We start from the raw sequence: 14,709 nt of genomic DNA, 5'->3' as shown, positions 1-14,709 counted from the left end.
TCCTGAACAATCAAAAACTACAGGTGGACAGTAAGGCCGTCGGCCAGGGACTGCCGATAGGCGCGCCAGGCGGGAATCGCACCGATCAACACTGCCGCTGCGAATACCAGCCCCAGCAGGGACCATTCATAAGCGCTGGGCAGCGCCAGGGGCAGATACAAACCGTAACTGGCTTGCACGAAGCCTTGCGCGCTGGCGATGCCCACATACAACAGTGCCACCCCGGCCACGATGCCCGCCAACGCGAGCGCGCCTGCTTCGGCAATCAACAGCAGCGCAATCTGCCAGGGCCGAGCCCCGACCGAGCGCAGGATCGCCATTTCCCGCCGCCGCTCGTTGAGGCTGGTGAGGATAGCGGTCAGCATGCCGATCAACCCGGTAAGCACCACGAACAGCGAGACCACGAACAGTGCCTGCTCCGCCGTGCCCATCAAGCTCCACAGTTCCTGCAAGGCCACGCCGGGCAGGATCGCCAACAGCGGCTCGTCCAGGTACTCGTTGATTTCCCGCTGCAAGGCGAAGGTGGTCACACGGTTATTCAGGCCCACCAACATGGCGGTAATCGCCTTGGGCGTGAGGTCCATCGCCCGTGCCTGGTCGGCACTGACGCGCTCGGCGCCGCGGGCCGGCATGCCGTTGTGCCAGTCCACATGAATCGCTTCCATGCCCGCCAGGCTGATGTGCAGCGTGCGGTCCACAGGTGTGCCTGTGCGCTTGAGAATCCCCACCACGGTAAAAGGCTTGTCGTCGTGCTTCACCAGGCTGATGGTGGCAACTCCATGGGCCAGCACCAGTTGATCGCCCAGCTTGTAGTGCAGTGCTTGCGCCACTTCTGCGCCCAGCACCACTTCGAAGGGGTCGCTTGCGAAGGGGCGGCCTTGCGCCAGCTGCAGCGCCTGGCCATGGCCGTAGTGGTAATGCTCGAAGTAATTGTGGTCCGTGCCCATCACGCGGTAGCCGCGGTGGGAATCCCCAAGCGAGATGGGAATGGCCCATTTCACACGGGGGTCTTGGGCGTAATGCTCGTAACTGCTCCAGCGGATGTTGTTGGTGGCGTTGCCAATCCTGAATACCGAATACAGCAGCAGGTTGATCGAGCCCGAGCGGGCGCCGATGACCAAGTCGGTGCCGCTGATAGTGCTGGCGAAGCTGGCGCGTGCCTCGGTTCGCACGCGCTCCACGGCCAGCAGCAGGCATACCGAAACCGCAATGGCAAAGGCCGTGAGCGCGGCAGTGAAGCGGCGGTTGGCGAGGCTGGCCAACGCAAGGCGTAACAAGGGCATCAAGCCTCCGAAGGGCGCGCGGCGCGGTTGAGGTCAAGGAGTGATTCGGCGCGGTCGAACAAGGGCGCCAGGCTTTGGTCATGGCTCACAAACAGCAGCCCAGAACCCGCGGCCTGGCATTCCTCGAACAGCAACCGTAAAAATGCCTCGCGGGCGTCACTGTCCAGAGCCGAAGTGGGCTCGTCCGCGATCACCAGTTCAGGTTGGCCGATCAGGGCGCGGGCGGCGGCCACCCGCTGCTGCTGGCCGATGGACAAGGCATCGGCGCGGCGGTCGTACAGCGCTGCGGGCAGGCCCAGATGGCCGAGCAGGGTATCGGCAGCCTGGTCCAGGCTTCCGTGGCGCTGTTGGGCCCGGGCCAGGCGCAAGGGAGAGAACCGGCACGGCAACCGCACGTTGTCCCTCACCGACAGAAACGGCAGCAGGTTGAACTGCTGGAAGATGTAACCCGTGTGATCTACCCGAAACCGGTCCCGTGCCCCTTGGCGCAGTTGCGCCAGGTCTTGCCCCAACAACCGAACCTGCCCGCGGCCGGGCAGCTGTACCCCGCCCAGCAGGCCAAGCAGCGTGGTTTTGCCGCTACCGCTCGGCCCGCGCAGGAACAGGCTTTCGCCAGCATCAAGGTGCAGGGCAGGGAGGTCGAGCAACTCGGGCTGGCCTGGCCAGGCAAAGCCCAGGCCCTGCAGTTCGATCAGTGGCGCCGCCATGTTCAGAACGCCAGCTTGCTGTTGTCCGGCGTGGCGTCCAGCCCTGCCTGCCCATTGGGTGTGATGGCCTGCACCATGAGCTTGTGGGTCGCCGGGAAGGTTGCGAAGAACGTGCTCAGGTCCAGCCCATCGAGCGCGCCGGGGTTTTCACAGGTGAACTGGAAATGGCCGTCCACATCGCTGTGCTCATGATGGGGCTCATCGCCGTCGTCGTGTTCGTCGTGCCCGGCGGGTTCGGCGGGTTCGGCGGCAGCATTGCCGAACAATGGGCTGATCAGTTCCTGATGGGTCACGCTGCAGTGGGCAGCGGCGGGCAGGCTGAACAGTTGCAGCGGGGCGGCCAGTTGCTCGCGCGCCCGGGCGATAGCCGCGCGGTCCGCATCGCTTCCAGGCGCATGCTCGAAGCCCACCAGGTTCATGCCGGGGCTGTCCAGGTCCAGTGCGAGGGTTTTACCGTCCAAGGCCACATCAAGCCGGGCCGTACCATGTTCGTGAGCGCCCAGGCTGCCGTGTGCATGGGCAGGCTCTACGGCCGCTTGAGCAAGCACGGCAAAAGGCAGGAGCGAGAACGAAAGGGCAAGCAGTGCGTGGCGCATGGCATCAACGTCCAGGGAAATTTTTCGTTATGTTATAACGAATTTTTCCGGCCAACCAGTCCTGATTGAAGCCCGCTGAATCAACCGGGCCGGTGCGCCCATGATAAGGTCACGGCCTACCTGACGAGGTGAAGGGATGATCAGAATCACGGGCACCATCGGCCAATGGCCGGTAGACCTCAACATCGAATTGGACGACAGCGACTGGGCCCGCCTGCGAGCGAGCGTCGAGCACTCCTCGATCACCGCAGCCATTGAGCCCTCGGCCCCAGCGGCAGCGTCTGCTTCAAAGCCAGCGCCTAACGATGCGCTATGGCAAAACGCCCTGGCGCTGGTACGCACCAGCGGGCAGATCAGCGGGCCGGCATTGTTCGATCAATTGGAAGGCCTGGCGGGCAGCCCGGCGGCGGGCAAGCGCTTGTTGGTGCGCTTGCGCCACTGTGATCAGGTGCGCGTGGTGAGCGGCGGCGATGCACCGCTCTACACCTGGGCAGGTCAGTAAAGCGCGGCGAACAGCTTGCGACGGTACGTGGTCACCAGTGGGTGATCATTGCCCAGCAAGTCGAACACCTGCAGCAGGGTTTTGTGGGGCAAGCCCTCGTTGTAGCCACGGTTGCGCTGGAACAGCTTCAGCAGGCCATCGAGTGCGGCGTCGTATTGCTGGCGTGCCAGTTGACGCACCGCCAACTGATAGGCGGCTTCGTCGTCGCCGGGGTTTTGCGCCAGGCGGGTTTTCAGGTCTGCGGCATCGGGCAGGTCGCCAGCTTGGCGCAGGAAGGTCAGCTGCGCCTTGGCACCTGCGAGGGCAGCCTTGTGTTCGTCACCGGTAACGGCATTGAGCACGGTTTCGGCTTCGGTCAACGCGTTGCGTTCGGCCAGGCAACGGGCGTAAAGGATCAGCGCCCCGGCGTTGCTGTTGTCCACGCTGAGCAGCGCTTGCAGCACCCCCTCCGCTTCACCGTAGCGGCCTTCGGCAAACAAGGCTTGCGCCTGTTCATACGGGTCCGCTGCGGCGGGCGCAGGTTCTGCGACATGCGGGGCGAGCAGGGCGCGAATGGCCGATTCCGGTTGGGCGCCAACGAAGCCATCCACGGGTTGGCCATCCTTGAACAGCACCATGGTCGGCAGGCTGCGTACGCCGAACATGGCGACCACTTGCTGCTCCACGTCGCAGTTCACCTTGGCCAGTAGCAGCTCGCCCTGATAGCCCTCGGTAATCTTCTGCAAGATCGGCATCAACGCTTTGCAGGGCGCGCACCAGTCGGCCCAGAAGTCCACCAGTACCGGCTTGTGGAACGAGTTCTCGATGACCACTTGCTGAAAATTGGCATCGGTGGCGTCGAAAATGTACGGGGTGTCCTGACTCATGGTGAATCTCGAAAGAAGACAAGGTTGGCAACACTATAAAGGCTGCGCTGCCGAGCCGAAAGTCACTGGCGCTGCCCATGGTACAGGCTCACGTGGCGAAACTCGTCCGGTTCGGCCAGGTCTGGCAGGGTGAGGCCCTGGAGTTGCGCCAGTCGGGTGTACCGCGGGTGCTGGAAGTCCCTCACGCGCGAATCTGCCACCAGCGCCTCGCCGGCGCGCTCGAAGAAGGCGTCGAGCAGCGGCAGGTTTTCCCGGTCGTACAAAACATCCGCCACCAGCACCAGGTCGAAATCGCCGGGAGCGCCGAAGAAGTCGTCACAGTAACTTAGCGTGACGTTGTTCAGCGCCGCGTTGGCGCGACAGGCGCTTAGCGCCAGCGGGTCCAGGTCGCAGGCCATCACCTCAGCCGCGCCCGCGCGGGCTGCGGCAATCGCTACAACGCCCGAGCCGGCGCCGAAATCCAGCACGCGCTTGCCTTGCACCCACTGCGGCTGCCCCGCCAGAAAGCGCGCCATCGCAAGGCCACTGGCCCAGCAAAAACTCCAGTACGGCGGCGCCTCGAGAATGCGCCGGGTTTCGTCGCTGCTGAAGGGGCGCGCCATGTGGGCGGGGTCCAGCAGCCATAGGCTCAAGTTGCTTTCGGGCAACGCCGTCGGCGCCAACCGCGCGTCGCCCAGCAGTTCGCCCAGCGCGGCATGCAGGTGTTCCAACGGCATGGGTCAGGGCGCCTTGGTCATTTCCAGCGTGCCGAGCGCCTGAGTGGTGGGCCCACCGATCTGCCGGGGCGTGAGGTGCAGGATCAACTGCCCGGACTGGCTTGCCCGGCCGCGCAGCTCTACGCGCGCGTCCTGGGGAAAGGCGTCGGGGTTGAAGCGCAGGCGGAATGGCAACGGTCGGCCGGTACCGGCCAGCGTGGTATTGGCCAGCAACTGTTGTGGGCGGCCGCGTTCGTCGACTACCAGCAATGCGAGCTCCACTTCGGCGCCGCCGGGGATCGCGGTGAGGTTGCCGCTGAGTTCACGCTGGTAGGCAGGCAAGGGGCCGAGGGGTTCGGGATCGCGAATGTCCGGCGCCGCGGCCTTGGCCACGGGTGCTGGCGCGGGTTGTGGCTTGGGCGGCTCGCCGGCGCAGGCGGCAAGCAGGCCGAGGCAGCAGAGCAAGGCAAGTGAACGTACTGTCATGGGAAGCCTGTTCCTGTAGGCATGGGGCAATCGCATCATCGCGCATGGCCTGTATACCGCAAAGGCCTGTCGCTGTCTTGCGGCCAAGGCTGTGTCTTGGGCGGGCGATGCGCTAACATTGGTGTCCATTTCAGAACATGCCGGCCACCATGCACTGTCCCTTCTGCGGTGCCAACGACACCAAAGTCATCGATTCCCGCCTGGTCGCCGAAGGCGAACAAGTGCGGCGCCGTCGCGAATGCCTTGCCTGTGGCGAACGGTTCACCACCTTCGAAACCGCCGAGCTGGTACTGCCTCGGCTGATCAAGCAAGACGGCAGCCGCCAGCCTTTCGATGAAGAGAAACTGCGCGCCGGCATGCAGCGCGCGCTGGAAAAGCGCCCGGTCAGCATCGAGCGGCTGGAGGCGGCGCTGGGCCATATCAAGGGCCAGCTGCGCGCCACCGGCGAGCGTGAGGTCAAGTCTTTGGTAGTCGGGGAGCTGGTGATGGCCGAGCTGCGCAAGCTCGACGAAGTCGCCTACATCCGCTTTGCCTCGGTATACCGGCGCTTTCAGGCACTGGACGAATTCCGCGAAGAGCTCGATCGCCTCGCACGGGAACCCGCCATCAAATGAGCAACGCCGCGCAGGACGCCCTCGACCACCGCTTCATGGCCCGCGCGCTGGAATTGGCCGAGCAGGGGCTGTACTCCACCGATCCCAACCCGCGTGTGGGCTGTGTCATCGTCCAGGGCGAGCAGGTCGTCGGCGAAGGTTGGCACATGCGCGTCGGCGAGCCCCATGCCGAGGTTCATGCCTTGCGCCAGGCCGGCGAAGCTGCTCGTGGCGCCACGGCGTACGTGACGCTGGAGCCCTGCAGCCATCATGGGCGCACCCCGCCCTGTGCCGACGCCTTGCTGGCCGCCGGGGTAGGGCGCGTGGTCGCGGCCATGCAGGACCCTAACCCTCAGGTGGCCGGCCAAGGCCTGGCCCGCCTGGCGGCAGCGGGTATTGCGGTGCGCGCGGGTGTGCTTGAAGCGCAGGCGCGGGCACTCAACCCAGGGTTCATCAAGCGCATGGAGCACGGTTTGCCGTTTGTGCGGGTAAAACTGGCGATGAGCCTGGATGGCCGTACCGCCATGGCCAGTGGCGAAAGCCAGTGGATCACCGGCCCCGACGCTCGCCGTGCGGTGCAGCGGTTGCGGGCCCGCTCCAGCGTGGTGCTCAGCGGGGCCGATACGGTACTCACCGATGCGGCGCGGCTCACTGTGCGCCCGGGCGAGCTAGGCCTGCCGGAACCCATGGCCACGCTGGCCGCCGGCCGGCCGCCGTTGCGCGTACTCATTGACGGCCGTTTGCGTGTGCCCACGAATGCTGCCTTCTTCACTGCTGGCCCGTCGCTGGTGGTATGCGCTCTGTCGCCCTCCAGCCCGGAAGGCTACGAGGCGGTGGCTGCCGATACGTTGTTGCTTCCAGGTGCTAACGGCCAGGTCGATCTGCCGGGGCTGCTGCGCGAGCTCGCCCGTCGTGGCGCGAACGAGGTGCTTGTAGAAGCTGGCCCGCGGCTGGCGGGTGCCTTCGCCCAGGCAGGGCTGGTGGATGAGTACCGCTTGTTCGTGGCTGGTTTGTTCATGGGCTCCAGTGCTCGGCCCTTGCTGGACTGGCCCCTGACCACAATGGCCGAGGCGCCAGCGCTGAAAATCGTTCAAATGCGTGCGGTGGGCGACGACTGGCAGGTCATTGCCGTGCCAGCGCCTGCTCGCCCCGTATAATTCCCCGTTTTCCGGAGGTCCTCCATGTTCACCGGCATCATCGAATCCATTGGCAGTATCCGCGCGCTCACGCCCAAGGGCGGTGACGTGCGTGTGTATGTGAGCACCGGGAAGCTGGACCTCACCGACGTGAAACTTGGCGACAGCATTGCGGTGAACGGTGTGTGCCTCACTGCCGTGGAATTGCCGGGCGATGGGTTTTGGGCGGACGTTAGCCGCGAAACCCTGGACTGCACCGCTTTCAACGACCTGAAAACCGGCAGCCCGGTGAACCTCGAAAAGGCACTCACGCCCAGCAGCCGCCTGGGTGGCCACCTGGTCAGCGGCCACGTGGATGGTGTGGGTGAAGTGGTAGCCCGCAGCGAGAATGCCCGCGCCGTGCAGTTCACCCTGCGGGCGCCGGCTGAACTGGCACGCTACATCGCTCACAAGGGCTCGATTACCGTAGACGGCACCAGCCTCACGGTAAACGCGGTAAACGGCGCGGAGTTCGAACTCACCATCGTGCCCCACACCCTTGCCGAAACCATCATGGCCAGCTACCAGCCCGGCCGGCGGGTAAACCTTGAAGTCGACCTCCTGGCCCGCTACCTGGAGCGCCTGCTGCTCGGCGACAAGGCCGCCAACCCGGGGCAGGGCGGCATCACCGAAAGCTTCCTGGCCGCCAACGGCTACCTCAAATAATACGCAAGGGGGTGCCGCGTGGCGCTCAACACGATCGAAGAGCTGGTTGAAGACATCCGCCAGGGCAAGATGGTCATCCTCATGGATGACGAAGACCGAGAGAACGAAGGCGACCTGATCATGGCCGCCGAATGCTGCCAGGCCGAGCACATCAACTTCATGGCGCGCTTCGCCCGTGGCCTGATCTGCATGCCGATGACCCGCGAACGCTGCGAGGCGTTGAAGCTGCCATTGATGGCGCCGCGCAACGGTTCAGGCTTCGGCACCAAGTTCACGGTGTCCATCGAAGCGGCCGAAGGCGTGACCACCGGTATCTCCGCCGCGGATCGCGCGCGTACCGTCCAGGCCGCAGCGGCGAAGGAGGCCGTGGCCGAAGACATCGTCAGCCCCGGGCATATCTTCCCGCTGATGGCTCAGCCGGGCGGTACCTTGGCCCGCGCCGGGCACACCGAGGCCGCCTGCGACCTGGCGCGCATGGCCGGCTTCGAGCCTGCCGGCGTGATCTGTGAAGTGATGAACGACGACGGCACCATGTCGCGCCGTACCGAACTGGAAGCGTTCGCCGCCGAACATGGGATCAAGATCGGCACCATCGCTGACCTGATCCACTACCGCATGATCCACGAGCGCACCGTGGCCCGCGTTTCCGAGCAGCCGCTCGATACCGACCTGGGCCAGTTCAACCTGGTGACCTACCGGGATTCGGTCGAAGGCGACGTGCACATGGCGCTTACCCTGGGCAAGGTTCAGCCCGACGAGCCTACCCTGGTAAGGGTGCACAACATGGACCCGCTGCGCGACCTGTTGATGGTGCGCCAGCCTGGCCGCTGGAGCCTTCGCGCCGCCATGACACACGTGGCCGAAGCGGGCGCCGGTGTGGTGCTGCTGCTGGGTCACCCGCTGGACGGCGACCAGTTGCTGGCGCACATCCGCGAAGTGGCCGAGCACGTGCCGCCGAAAAAGCCCAATACCTACAGCATCGTAGGGGCGGGCTCGCAGATCCTCCGGGACCTGGGCGTGCGCAAGATGCGCCTCATGAGTTCGCCGATGAAGTTCAACGCGATATCCGGATTCGACCTGGAAGTTGTAGAATACGTGCCCTCCGAATAAACAGGCCGCGGCGCCTGCTTTTCGACTTAACTTACCTACAGGCCGCCGTGTGCGGCCTGGCTCTTTAAATACGAGAACACCGAATGACCCTGAAGACCATCGAAGGTACCTTCATTGCCCCCAAAGGGCGCTATGCGCTGGTGGTTGGCCGCTTCAACAGCTTCGTCGTGGAAAGCCTGGTCAGCGGCGCCGTCGATGCCCTGGTTCGCCACGGTATCAACGAAAGCGACATCACCGTGATTCGCGCGCCGGGTGCGTTCGAAATCCCGCTGGTTGCCCAGAAAGTCGCTCAGCGCAGTGAGTTCGACGCAATCATCGCGCTGGGCGCGGTCATCCGCGGCGGCACCCCTCACTTCGAATATGTTGCAGGCGAATGCACCAAGGGCCTGTCCCAGGTGTCCATGGAGTTTGGCGTGCCAGTCGCCTTCGGCGTACTGACCGTCGACACCATCGAACAGGCCATCGAGCGTTCCGGTACCAAGGCCGGTAACAAGGGTGCCGAAGCCGCCCTGAGCGCGCTCGAGATGGTCAGCCTGCTGTCGCAGTTGGAGGCCAAGTGATCAACGACGAAAACGAGCGTTTCAACCCTCGCGAGCCCAAGGACCCAGCCACCGCCAAGAGCAAGAGCGCCAAGCGGCGTGAAGCTCGGAAAATGGCTACCCAGGCCCTTTACCAGTGGCATATCGCGAAGCACTCGCTCAACGAGATCGAAGCGCAGTTCCGTGTGGACAACGACTTCAGCGACGTGGACGGTGCCTACTTCCGCGAACTGTTACACGGCGTAGCCGCGAACAAGACCGAGATCGACGATCAGCTCAAGCCCTGCATGGAACTGACCCTCGACGAGCTGGACCCGGTCGAGTTGTCCGTGTTGCGCCTGTCCACGTTCGAGCTGCTCAAGCGGGTGGATGTGCCTTACAAGGTGGTCATCAACGAGGGCATCGAGCTGGCGAAAATCTACGGCGCAACCGACGGGCACAAGTTCGTGAACGGTGTGCTGGATAAACTGGCGCCGCGCCTGCGCGCGCCGGAAGTCAACGCAAACAAGCGCTGAGTGGCCGTGGCGCTCGGTGAGTTCGAGCTGATCCGTCGCTATTTCGCGGCGGCGGTATGCGCGCGCGCCAGCGACGGGGTGGCGTTGGGTATCGGGGACGATTGCGCCCTGCTTGCCCTTGCGCCGGGCGAGCAGATGGCGGTCTCCACCGACACGCTGGTAGAAGGCGTGCACTTCCCGCATGCCGCGCCGCCTCGCCTGCTGGGGCAGCGCTCTCTGGCCGTCGCCGCCAGCGACCTTGCCGCCATGGGCGCATTGCCGCTCGGCTTTACCCTGGCCCTTACCCTGCCCGAAGTGTCCCCCGCATGGCTGCGCGATTTCGCCGATGGCCTGGACGCCATGGCTGCTACCTGTGGGTTGCGGCTGGTGGGCGGTGACACTACCCGCGGGCCCCTTAGCCTCACGGTCACGGTGTTCGGAACGGTGCCCGCAGGGCAGGCGTTGACCCGGGCTGGCGCCCGGCCGGGCGACCTACTGTGCGTAGGCGGCAACCTGGGTAACGCCGCCGGGGCGCTGCCGCTGGTACTTGGCCAGCGCACCGCCAGCCCCGAGCACAGCGAGCCATTGCTCGACCATTACTGGGCGCCACGCCCCCAATTCAGCCTGGGGTTGGCGCTGCGCGGCCTGGCCTCCGCCGCCCTGGATATTTCTGACGGCCTGCTGGCTGACTGCGGGCATATCGCGCGCGCTTCAGGGGTGGCATTGCATATCGAACAATCGAGCGTGCCGCTGTCAGATGCCTTGCAAGGTTTCGCGGGCGGTCAGGCCGCGATGGAGGCCGCCTTGAGCGGAGGCGACGATTATGTGCTCGCCTTCACCCTGGCGCCTCATCACCTGTCGCCGCTGCGCCAGCGTGGCCATGAACCTGTGGTGATTGGCCATGTGGCAGAGGGTCAAGGCGTGTACGTGCTGGATGACCAGGGCCAGGACATCACGCCCAGGCAGCGCGGCTATCAACATTTTCAGGAGCAACCGTGACAGACCATCCGAACCAGGTGCCCGCAGAGTTCGTACCGCCATCGGTGTGGCGTAACCCGTGGCACTTCATCGCGTTCGGGTTTGGCTCAGGCACACTCCCGAAGGCCCCGGGCACGTGGGGTTCGATCGTGGCCGTGCCGTTCATTCCGTTGTGGCAGATGCTGCCCGACTGGGGTTACTGGCTTATGCTGGGCGTCACCATGCTGTTCGGCTTCTGGCTGTGCGGCAAGGTGGCCGATGACCTTCGGGTACACGACCATGAAGGTATCGTGTGGGACGAAATGGTGGGCATGTGGATTACCCTGTGGCTGGTACCTGAAGGCTGGTACTGGCTGCTTGCGGGGTTCCTGGTATTCCGCTTCTTCGACATCCTCAAGCCCTGGCCGATTCGCTGGATCGACCGGCATGTACACGGGGGTATCGGGATCATGCTGGACGATGTACTGGCGGGCGTATTCGCCTGGCTGGCGATGCAAGGGCTGGTGGTGCTGTTCACCTGAACCATCGGCAAACATGAATTGCGCCAAACGGAGGGGGCAATGTTCAAGTGGGTATCGCCATTGTTGTGTGGCTTGCTGGCTGGCTGGCTGAGTACTGCCCAGGCTGCCGAGCCCGAACCGGGCACCGTCGCCATTGTCAGCGAAGCCTGGAATGACTATACCGGCGCCGACGGTACCGGGCTTGGCTGGGACCTGATGCGGATCATTTTCGAGCCGGCCGGTTACAAGCTGGTATGGCGGATAGAGCCCTATCTGCGCTCGGTGGGGCTGGTGCAGCGCGGCGAAGCCGACGCCTGGGTCGGTTCCTACAAGGATGAGCAAACCTCGCTCTATCCGCGTTGGCATTACGATACCGACCATATCTACGCGCTCAGCCTGGCGCGCCTTCCGGTACCTACCCAGGCGAACCTGGGTGACTATCGCCTGGCATGGGTGCGTGGATACGAATTCCAGCGTTACCTGCCGGCCGCCAGGCAATATGAAGAAGTGCGCCGACGCGACGGTATCCTGGAAATGCTCAAGCGTGGGCATGCCGACTACTACATCGATGCCGAGCAGGAAATGGACTATATCCGGGAGCACGCTACGGACTTCTCCGCATTTCGGCTGACGCACCTGATCGACCTGCCGCTGTACCTGGGCTTTGCCAACAATGCGCGTGGGCAGGAGCTGCGCGATGTGTTCGACAAGCGCATGGATCAGTTGGTGGCCAGCGGGGAATTACGGCCCCTCTACAGGCGGTGGAAAATGCCCTATCCGTTCGATCATGAGCCCGCTTCGAAGGCGCCTTGATAGAACCGCTCGATAGGTACGGTCGAAAATTCGAGCTGAGTCAGCGCAAAGCACAGATGTTACAATGTGACATCTCCGGCGCCGCGGCCTGCGCTTATTGCCAGGCCACAGCGCACGTTTTCGGCTTTAACACAGATAGGAGCACAAGGTGCCCGTCGCTTTTGTCGCCGCTTGCAAGCTGCCCACGCCATTCGCCACCTTCACCATGCACGGCTTTCTCGAGAAGGCGACCGGGCGCGAACATGTAATCCTCAGCCTGGGCGATGTTGCCGACGGGCAACCCGTGTTGGGGCGGGTTCATTCCGAATGCCTCACGGGTGATGCCTTGTTCAGCCAGCGCTGCGACTGCGGTTCGCAACTGGAGGCTGCGCTCCAGGCGATCGCGCGCGAAGGGCGGGGCGTGCTGTTGTATCTGCGCCAGGAAGGGCGAGGCATTGGCCTGTTGAACAAGATCCGCGCGTACGAGCTTCAGGATGAGGGCGCAGATACCGTGGAAGCCAACGAGCGGCTAGGCTTTGCCGCCGACCAGCGGGATTACTCCATTTGCCAGCCGATGCTCGAACACTTGGGTGTGAAATCGCTGCGGCTGATGACCAACAACCCGCGCAAGGTGAAGGCCATGACCGAAATGGGCATCGCCGTGGCTGAGCGAGTGCCACTGCACACCGGGCACAACCCTCACAACAAGTATTACCTGGCAACCAAGGCCGGCAAGCTTGGGCATATGATGGGCAGCTGAAGGGCGGGAGCGAAGCGCAAATCCTTCGCTCGCCGCTTACAGCCGTATCATGAACGGTGCGCGGCTACGCCAGCCGCGCCCTGATCGCCGCTTCGATCCCTGCTTCGTCCAACCCGCATTCGGCAAGCATCTGCGCTGGTTTGGCGTGTTCCACATAGGTATCCGGCAGGCCCAGGTGCAACAGCGGCACGGCGGTGCCTTCGCTGGCCAGGAACTCGCCCACGGCCGACCCGGCGCCGCCCATGATGGCGTTTTCTTCGAGCGTGACCAGCAACCCATGGTTGCTCGCCATCTCACGCACCAGGCTTTCATCCAGCGGCTTCACGAAGCGCATGTCCACTACGGTGGCGTTCAACCGCTCGGCCACGGCCAGCGCTTCGGTCAGTTGCACGCCGAATACCAGGATGGCCACGCTTTCGCCTCGGCGGCGGATCACGCCCTTGCCCACTTCCACGGTACCCAGGCCCGGGGCCAGGGGCGCGTTGGGCCCGGTGCCACGGGGATAGCGCACGGCCGCCGGCCCTGGATAGTGGAACCCGGTGCTGAGCAGCAGGCGCAGTTCGTTCTCGTCGCTGGGCGCCATGATCACCAGCCCTGGCACGCAGCGAAGGTAGGAGAGATCGAAGCTGCCCGCGTGCGTCGGGCCATCCTCACCCACAAGGCCCGCGCGGTCGATCGCGAACAGCACATCCAGACCCTGCACGGCCACATCGTGGATCAGCTGATCGTAGCCGCGCTGCAGGAAGGTGGAGTAGATCGCAACCACCGGCTTGATACCGTCACACGCCAGGCCAGCAGCCAGGGTGACCGCATGCTGTTCTGCAATGGCCACATCGAAGTAGCGGTTCGGGAAACGCTCGCTGAAGGCGACCAGGTCCGAGCCTTCCTTCATGGCAGGCGTAATGCCCACCAGGCGCTCGTCCGCGGCGGCCATGTCACACAACCACTGGCCAAACACGCTGGAGTATTTCGGCCCGCTGGGCTTTTTCACCGGCACCGCTGCAGGCGCGGCGGGTTCCAGCTTGGTAATGGCATGGTAGCCAATAGGGTCGACTTCGGCGGGCGCGAAGCCCTTGCCCTTTTTGGTGACCACGTGCAGGAACTGCGGGCCCTTGAGGTCACGCATGTTGCGCAAGGTGGCAATCAGCGTAGGCAGGTCATGGCCGTCGATGGGGCCGATATAGTTCCAGCCCAGCTCTTCGAACAGGGTGCCGGGCACCAGCATGCCCTTGGCGTACTCTTCGGTGCGGCGGGCGATTTCCCACGCGCCCGGCAGGCGCGACAACACCTTTTTGCTACCTTCGCGCATGCTTGCGTAGGTGCGGCTGGAAAGGATCTTGGCCAGGTAGTTGGACAGCCCGCCCACGTTCCTCGAAATGGACATGTCGTTGTCGTTGAGGATAACCAGCATGTCGGCGTTTACTTCCGGCGCGTGGTTGAGCGCCTCGAATGCCATGCCTGCGGTCAGCGCGCCGTCACCGATTACCGCGATTGCCTTGCGATCACTGCCTTGCAGGCGGGCGGCGATGGCCATGCCGAGCGCCGCGCTGATGGACGTGCTGGAATGCCCTACACCGAAGGTATCGTAGGGGCTTTCGCTGCGGCGCGGGAAGGCGGCCAGGCCGTCTTTCTGGCGCAGGCTGTGCATCCGCTCGCGGCGCCCGGTGAGGATCTTGTGTGGGTAGGCCTGATGGCCCACGTCCCACACAAGGCGATCCTCGGGGGTATCGAATACATAGTGGAGCGCGATCGTAAGCTCGATCACCCCCAGGCCGGCGCCGAAATGCCCCCCGGTCTGCCCAACGCTGTAGAGCAGTTCCAGGCGCAGTTCATCGGCAAGGCTTTCCAGCTCGGCCTCGCCCAGCCGGCGCAGCCCGGCCGGCGTGTCGGCACGGTCCAGCAGCGGGGTCAGCGGGCGCTCGCGGGGGATCTCTTGGAACGTCGTAGGCATCAGGCAAATCGTTTTG

Annotated in this window: 18 protein-coding genes; 11 read left to right on the top strand and 7 right to left on the bottom strand. The window is 64.3% G+C overall.

The genetic code is table 11. The features are described 5' to 3' along the window. Window positions 1-17 precede the first annotated feature (17 nt). Genes G7016_RS20060 through G7016_RS20050 form a run of 3 tightly spaced genes read right to left on the bottom strand, consistent with a single transcriptional unit; the run spans window position 18 to window position 2,586 of the window. Window positions 18-1,283: an ABC transporter permease gene (locus G7016_RS20060; RefSeq protein ID WP_181117483.1), complete on the bottom strand. Its 1,266-nt coding sequence runs from the start codon at window positions 1,281-1,283 to the stop codon at window positions 18-20. After that, window positions 1,283-1,990, bottom strand: coding sequence for an ATP-binding cassette domain-containing protein (locus G7016_RS20055; RefSeq protein WP_181117482.1), 708 nt, complete (start codon window positions 1,988-1,990; stop codon window positions 1,283-1,285). The genes G7016_RS20060 and G7016_RS20055 overlap by 1 nt, the downstream gene beginning before the upstream one ends. A gap of 2 nt (window positions 1,991-1,992) precedes the next feature. Beyond that, window positions 1,993-2,586 carry a DUF2796 domain-containing protein gene (locus G7016_RS20050; RefSeq protein ID WP_181117481.1) on the bottom strand — a complete coding sequence of 198 codons (594 nt, stop codon included), beginning with the start codon at window positions 2,584-2,586 and terminating at the stop codon, window positions 1,993-1,995. A 136-nt stretch (window positions 2,587-2,722) separates the two neighbouring features. On the opposite strand from G7016_RS20050, the gene G7016_RS20045 reads away from it, so the two are divergent. Continuing rightward, a complete protein-coding gene (locus tag G7016_RS20045) occupies window positions 2,723-3,088 on the top strand; it encodes a hypothetical protein (RefSeq protein ID WP_181117480.1) in 366 nt (121 codons plus the stop codon). Here the strand turns inward: G7016_RS20045 and trxA are convergent. From trxA to G7016_RS20030, 3 genes are all read right to left on the bottom strand, one after another. Beyond that, window positions 3,082-3,954, bottom strand: a complete 873-nt coding sequence (gene trxA, locus G7016_RS20040) for a thioredoxin (RefSeq protein WP_181117479.1) — start codon at window positions 3,952-3,954, stop codon at window positions 3,082-3,084. The genes G7016_RS20045 and trxA overlap by 7 nt on opposite strands. 62 nt (window positions 3,955-4,016) lie before the next feature. Then, window positions 4,017-4,670: a class I SAM-dependent methyltransferase gene (locus tag G7016_RS20035; protein ID WP_181117478.1), complete on the bottom strand. Its 654-nt coding sequence runs from the start codon at window positions 4,668-4,670 to the stop codon at window positions 4,017-4,019. Window positions 4,671-4,673: 3 nt separating this feature from the next. Next, the gene (locus G7016_RS20030) at window positions 4,674-5,135 is read right to left on the bottom strand and encodes a YbaY family lipoprotein (protein ID WP_181117477.1); all 462 of its coding nucleotides are present in this window, start codon (window positions 5,133-5,135) and stop codon (window positions 4,674-4,676) included. A gap of 149 nt (window positions 5,136-5,284) precedes the next feature. Between G7016_RS20030 and nrdR the strand changes: the two genes are divergently transcribed. The 10 genes from nrdR (at window position 5,285) to ribA (ending at window position 12,742) form a co-directional block, all read left to right on the top strand. Beyond that, the gene (nrdR, locus tag G7016_RS20025; RefSeq protein ID WP_181117476.1) at window positions 5,285-5,749 is read left to right on the top strand and encodes a transcriptional regulator NrdR; all 465 of its coding nucleotides are present in this window, start codon (window positions 5,285-5,287) and stop codon (window positions 5,747-5,749) included. Beyond that, a complete protein-coding gene (gene ribD / locus G7016_RS20020; RefSeq protein ID WP_181117475.1) occupies window positions 5,746-6,885 on the top strand; it encodes a bifunctional diaminohydroxyphosphoribosylaminopyrimidine deaminase/5-amino-6-(5-phosphoribosylamino)uracil reductase RibD in 1,140 nt (379 codons plus the stop codon). Before nrdR ends, ribD begins: the two co-directional genes overlap by 4 nt. A 24-nt stretch (window positions 6,886-6,909) precedes the next feature. Further along, window positions 6,910-7,569: a riboflavin synthase gene (locus G7016_RS20015; RefSeq protein WP_181117474.1), complete on the top strand. Its 660-nt coding sequence runs from the start codon at window positions 6,910-6,912 to the stop codon at window positions 7,567-7,569. A gap of 18 nt (window positions 7,570-7,587) precedes the next feature. After that, window positions 7,588-8,679 (top strand): bifunctional 3,4-dihydroxy-2-butanone-4-phosphate synthase/GTP cyclohydrolase II, encoded by a 1,092-nt coding sequence (gene ribBA, locus G7016_RS20010; protein WP_181117473.1) that lies wholly within the window; start codon window positions 7,588-7,590, stop codon window positions 8,677-8,679. A gap of 83 nt (window positions 8,680-8,762) precedes the next feature. Continuing rightward, on the top strand, window positions 8,763-9,239 hold the full coding sequence (ribH, locus tag G7016_RS20005) for a 6,7-dimethyl-8-ribityllumazine synthase (protein WP_181117472.1): 477 nt from the start codon (window positions 8,763-8,765) through the stop codon (window positions 9,237-9,239). After that, on the top strand, window positions 9,236-9,733 hold the full coding sequence (nusB, locus tag G7016_RS20000; RefSeq protein ID WP_181117471.1) for a transcription antitermination factor NusB: 498 nt from the start codon (window positions 9,236-9,238) through the stop codon (window positions 9,731-9,733). Before ribH ends, nusB begins: the two co-directional genes overlap by 4 nt. Before the next feature lie 6 nt (window positions 9,734-9,739). Beyond that, a complete protein-coding gene (thiL, locus tag G7016_RS19995; RefSeq protein ID WP_181117559.1) occupies window positions 9,740-10,711 on the top strand; it encodes a thiamine-phosphate kinase in 972 nt (323 codons plus the stop codon). Next, a complete protein-coding gene (locus tag G7016_RS19990) occupies window positions 10,708-11,211 on the top strand; it encodes a phosphatidylglycerophosphatase A family protein (RefSeq protein ID WP_181117470.1) in 504 nt (167 codons plus the stop codon). Before thiL ends, G7016_RS19990 begins: the two co-directional genes overlap by 4 nt. 39 nt (window positions 11,212-11,250) lie before the next feature. After that, window positions 11,251-12,003, top strand: coding sequence for a substrate-binding periplasmic protein (locus G7016_RS19985; RefSeq protein ID WP_181117469.1), 753 nt, complete (start codon window positions 11,251-11,253; stop codon window positions 12,001-12,003). 148 nt (window positions 12,004-12,151) lie between these two features. After that, complete coding sequence (ribA, locus tag G7016_RS19980; RefSeq protein ID WP_181117468.1) at window positions 12,152-12,742, top strand: GTP cyclohydrolase II; 591 nt, start codon at window positions 12,152-12,154, stop codon at window positions 12,740-12,742. Window positions 12,743-12,806: 64 nt separating this feature from the next. Here the strand turns inward: ribA and dxs are convergent, their stop codons facing one another. Then, window positions 12,807-14,693: a 1-deoxy-D-xylulose-5-phosphate synthase gene (gene dxs / locus G7016_RS19975; protein ID WP_181117467.1), complete on the bottom strand. Its 1,887-nt coding sequence runs from the start codon at window positions 14,691-14,693 to the stop codon at window positions 12,807-12,809. Between the last annotated feature and the right edge of the window lie 16 nt (window positions 14,694-14,709).

Source organism: Pseudomonas japonica (assembly GCF_013522925.1).
Classification (GTDB): Bacteria; Pseudomonadota; Gammaproteobacteria; order Pseudomonadales; family Pseudomonadaceae; genus Aquipseudomonas; species Aquipseudomonas japonica_A.
Note: the sequence above shows the minus strand (reverse complement) of the source record. Positions and strands in the feature narration are given on the sequence as shown.

Coding starts and splice junctions, on each gene's coding strand:
- G7016_RS20015 (WP_181117474.1), top strand. CDS start 6,910: ATGTTCACCGGCATCATCGAATCCATTGGCAGTATCCGCGCGCTCACG.
- G7016_RS20045 (WP_181117480.1), top strand. CDS start 2,723: ATGATCAGAATCACGGGCACCATCGGCCAATGGCCGGTAGACCTCAAC.
- ribD (WP_181117475.1), top strand. CDS start 5,746: ATGAGCAACGCCGCGCAGGACGCCCTCGACCACCGCTTCATGGCCCGC.
- nrdR (WP_181117476.1), top strand. CDS start 5,285: ATGCACTGTCCCTTCTGCGGTGCCAACGACACCAAAGTCATCGATTCC.
- trxA (WP_181117479.1), bottom strand. CDS start 3,954: ATGAGTCAGGACACCCCGTACATTTTCGACGCCACCGATGCCAATTTT.
- G7016_RS20050 (WP_181117481.1), bottom strand. CDS start 2,586: ATGCGCCACGCACTGCTTGCCCTTTCGTTCTCGCTCCTGCCTTTTGCC.
- dxs (WP_181117467.1), bottom strand. CDS start 14,693: ATGCCTACGACGTTCCAAGAGATCCCCCGCGAGCGCCCGCTGACCCCG.
- G7016_RS20055 (WP_181117482.1), bottom strand. CDS start 1,990: ATGGCGGCGCCACTGATCGAACTGCAGGGCCTGGGCTTTGCCTGGCCA.
- G7016_RS20035 (WP_181117478.1), bottom strand. CDS start 4,670: ATGCCGTTGGAACACCTGCATGCCGCGCTGGGCGAACTGCTGGGCGAC.
- G7016_RS20060 (WP_181117483.1), bottom strand. CDS start 1,283: ATGCCCTTGTTACGCCTTGCGTTGGCCAGCCTCGCCAACCGCCGCTTC.
- ribH (WP_181117472.1), top strand. CDS start 8,763: ATGACCCTGAAGACCATCGAAGGTACCTTCATTGCCCCCAAAGGGCGC.
- G7016_RS20030 (WP_181117477.1), bottom strand. CDS start 5,135: ATGACAGTACGTTCACTTGCCTTGCTCTGCTGCCTCGGCCTGCTTGCC.
- G7016_RS19985 (WP_181117469.1), top strand. CDS start 11,251: ATGTTCAAGTGGGTATCGCCATTGTTGTGTGGCTTGCTGGCTGGCTGG.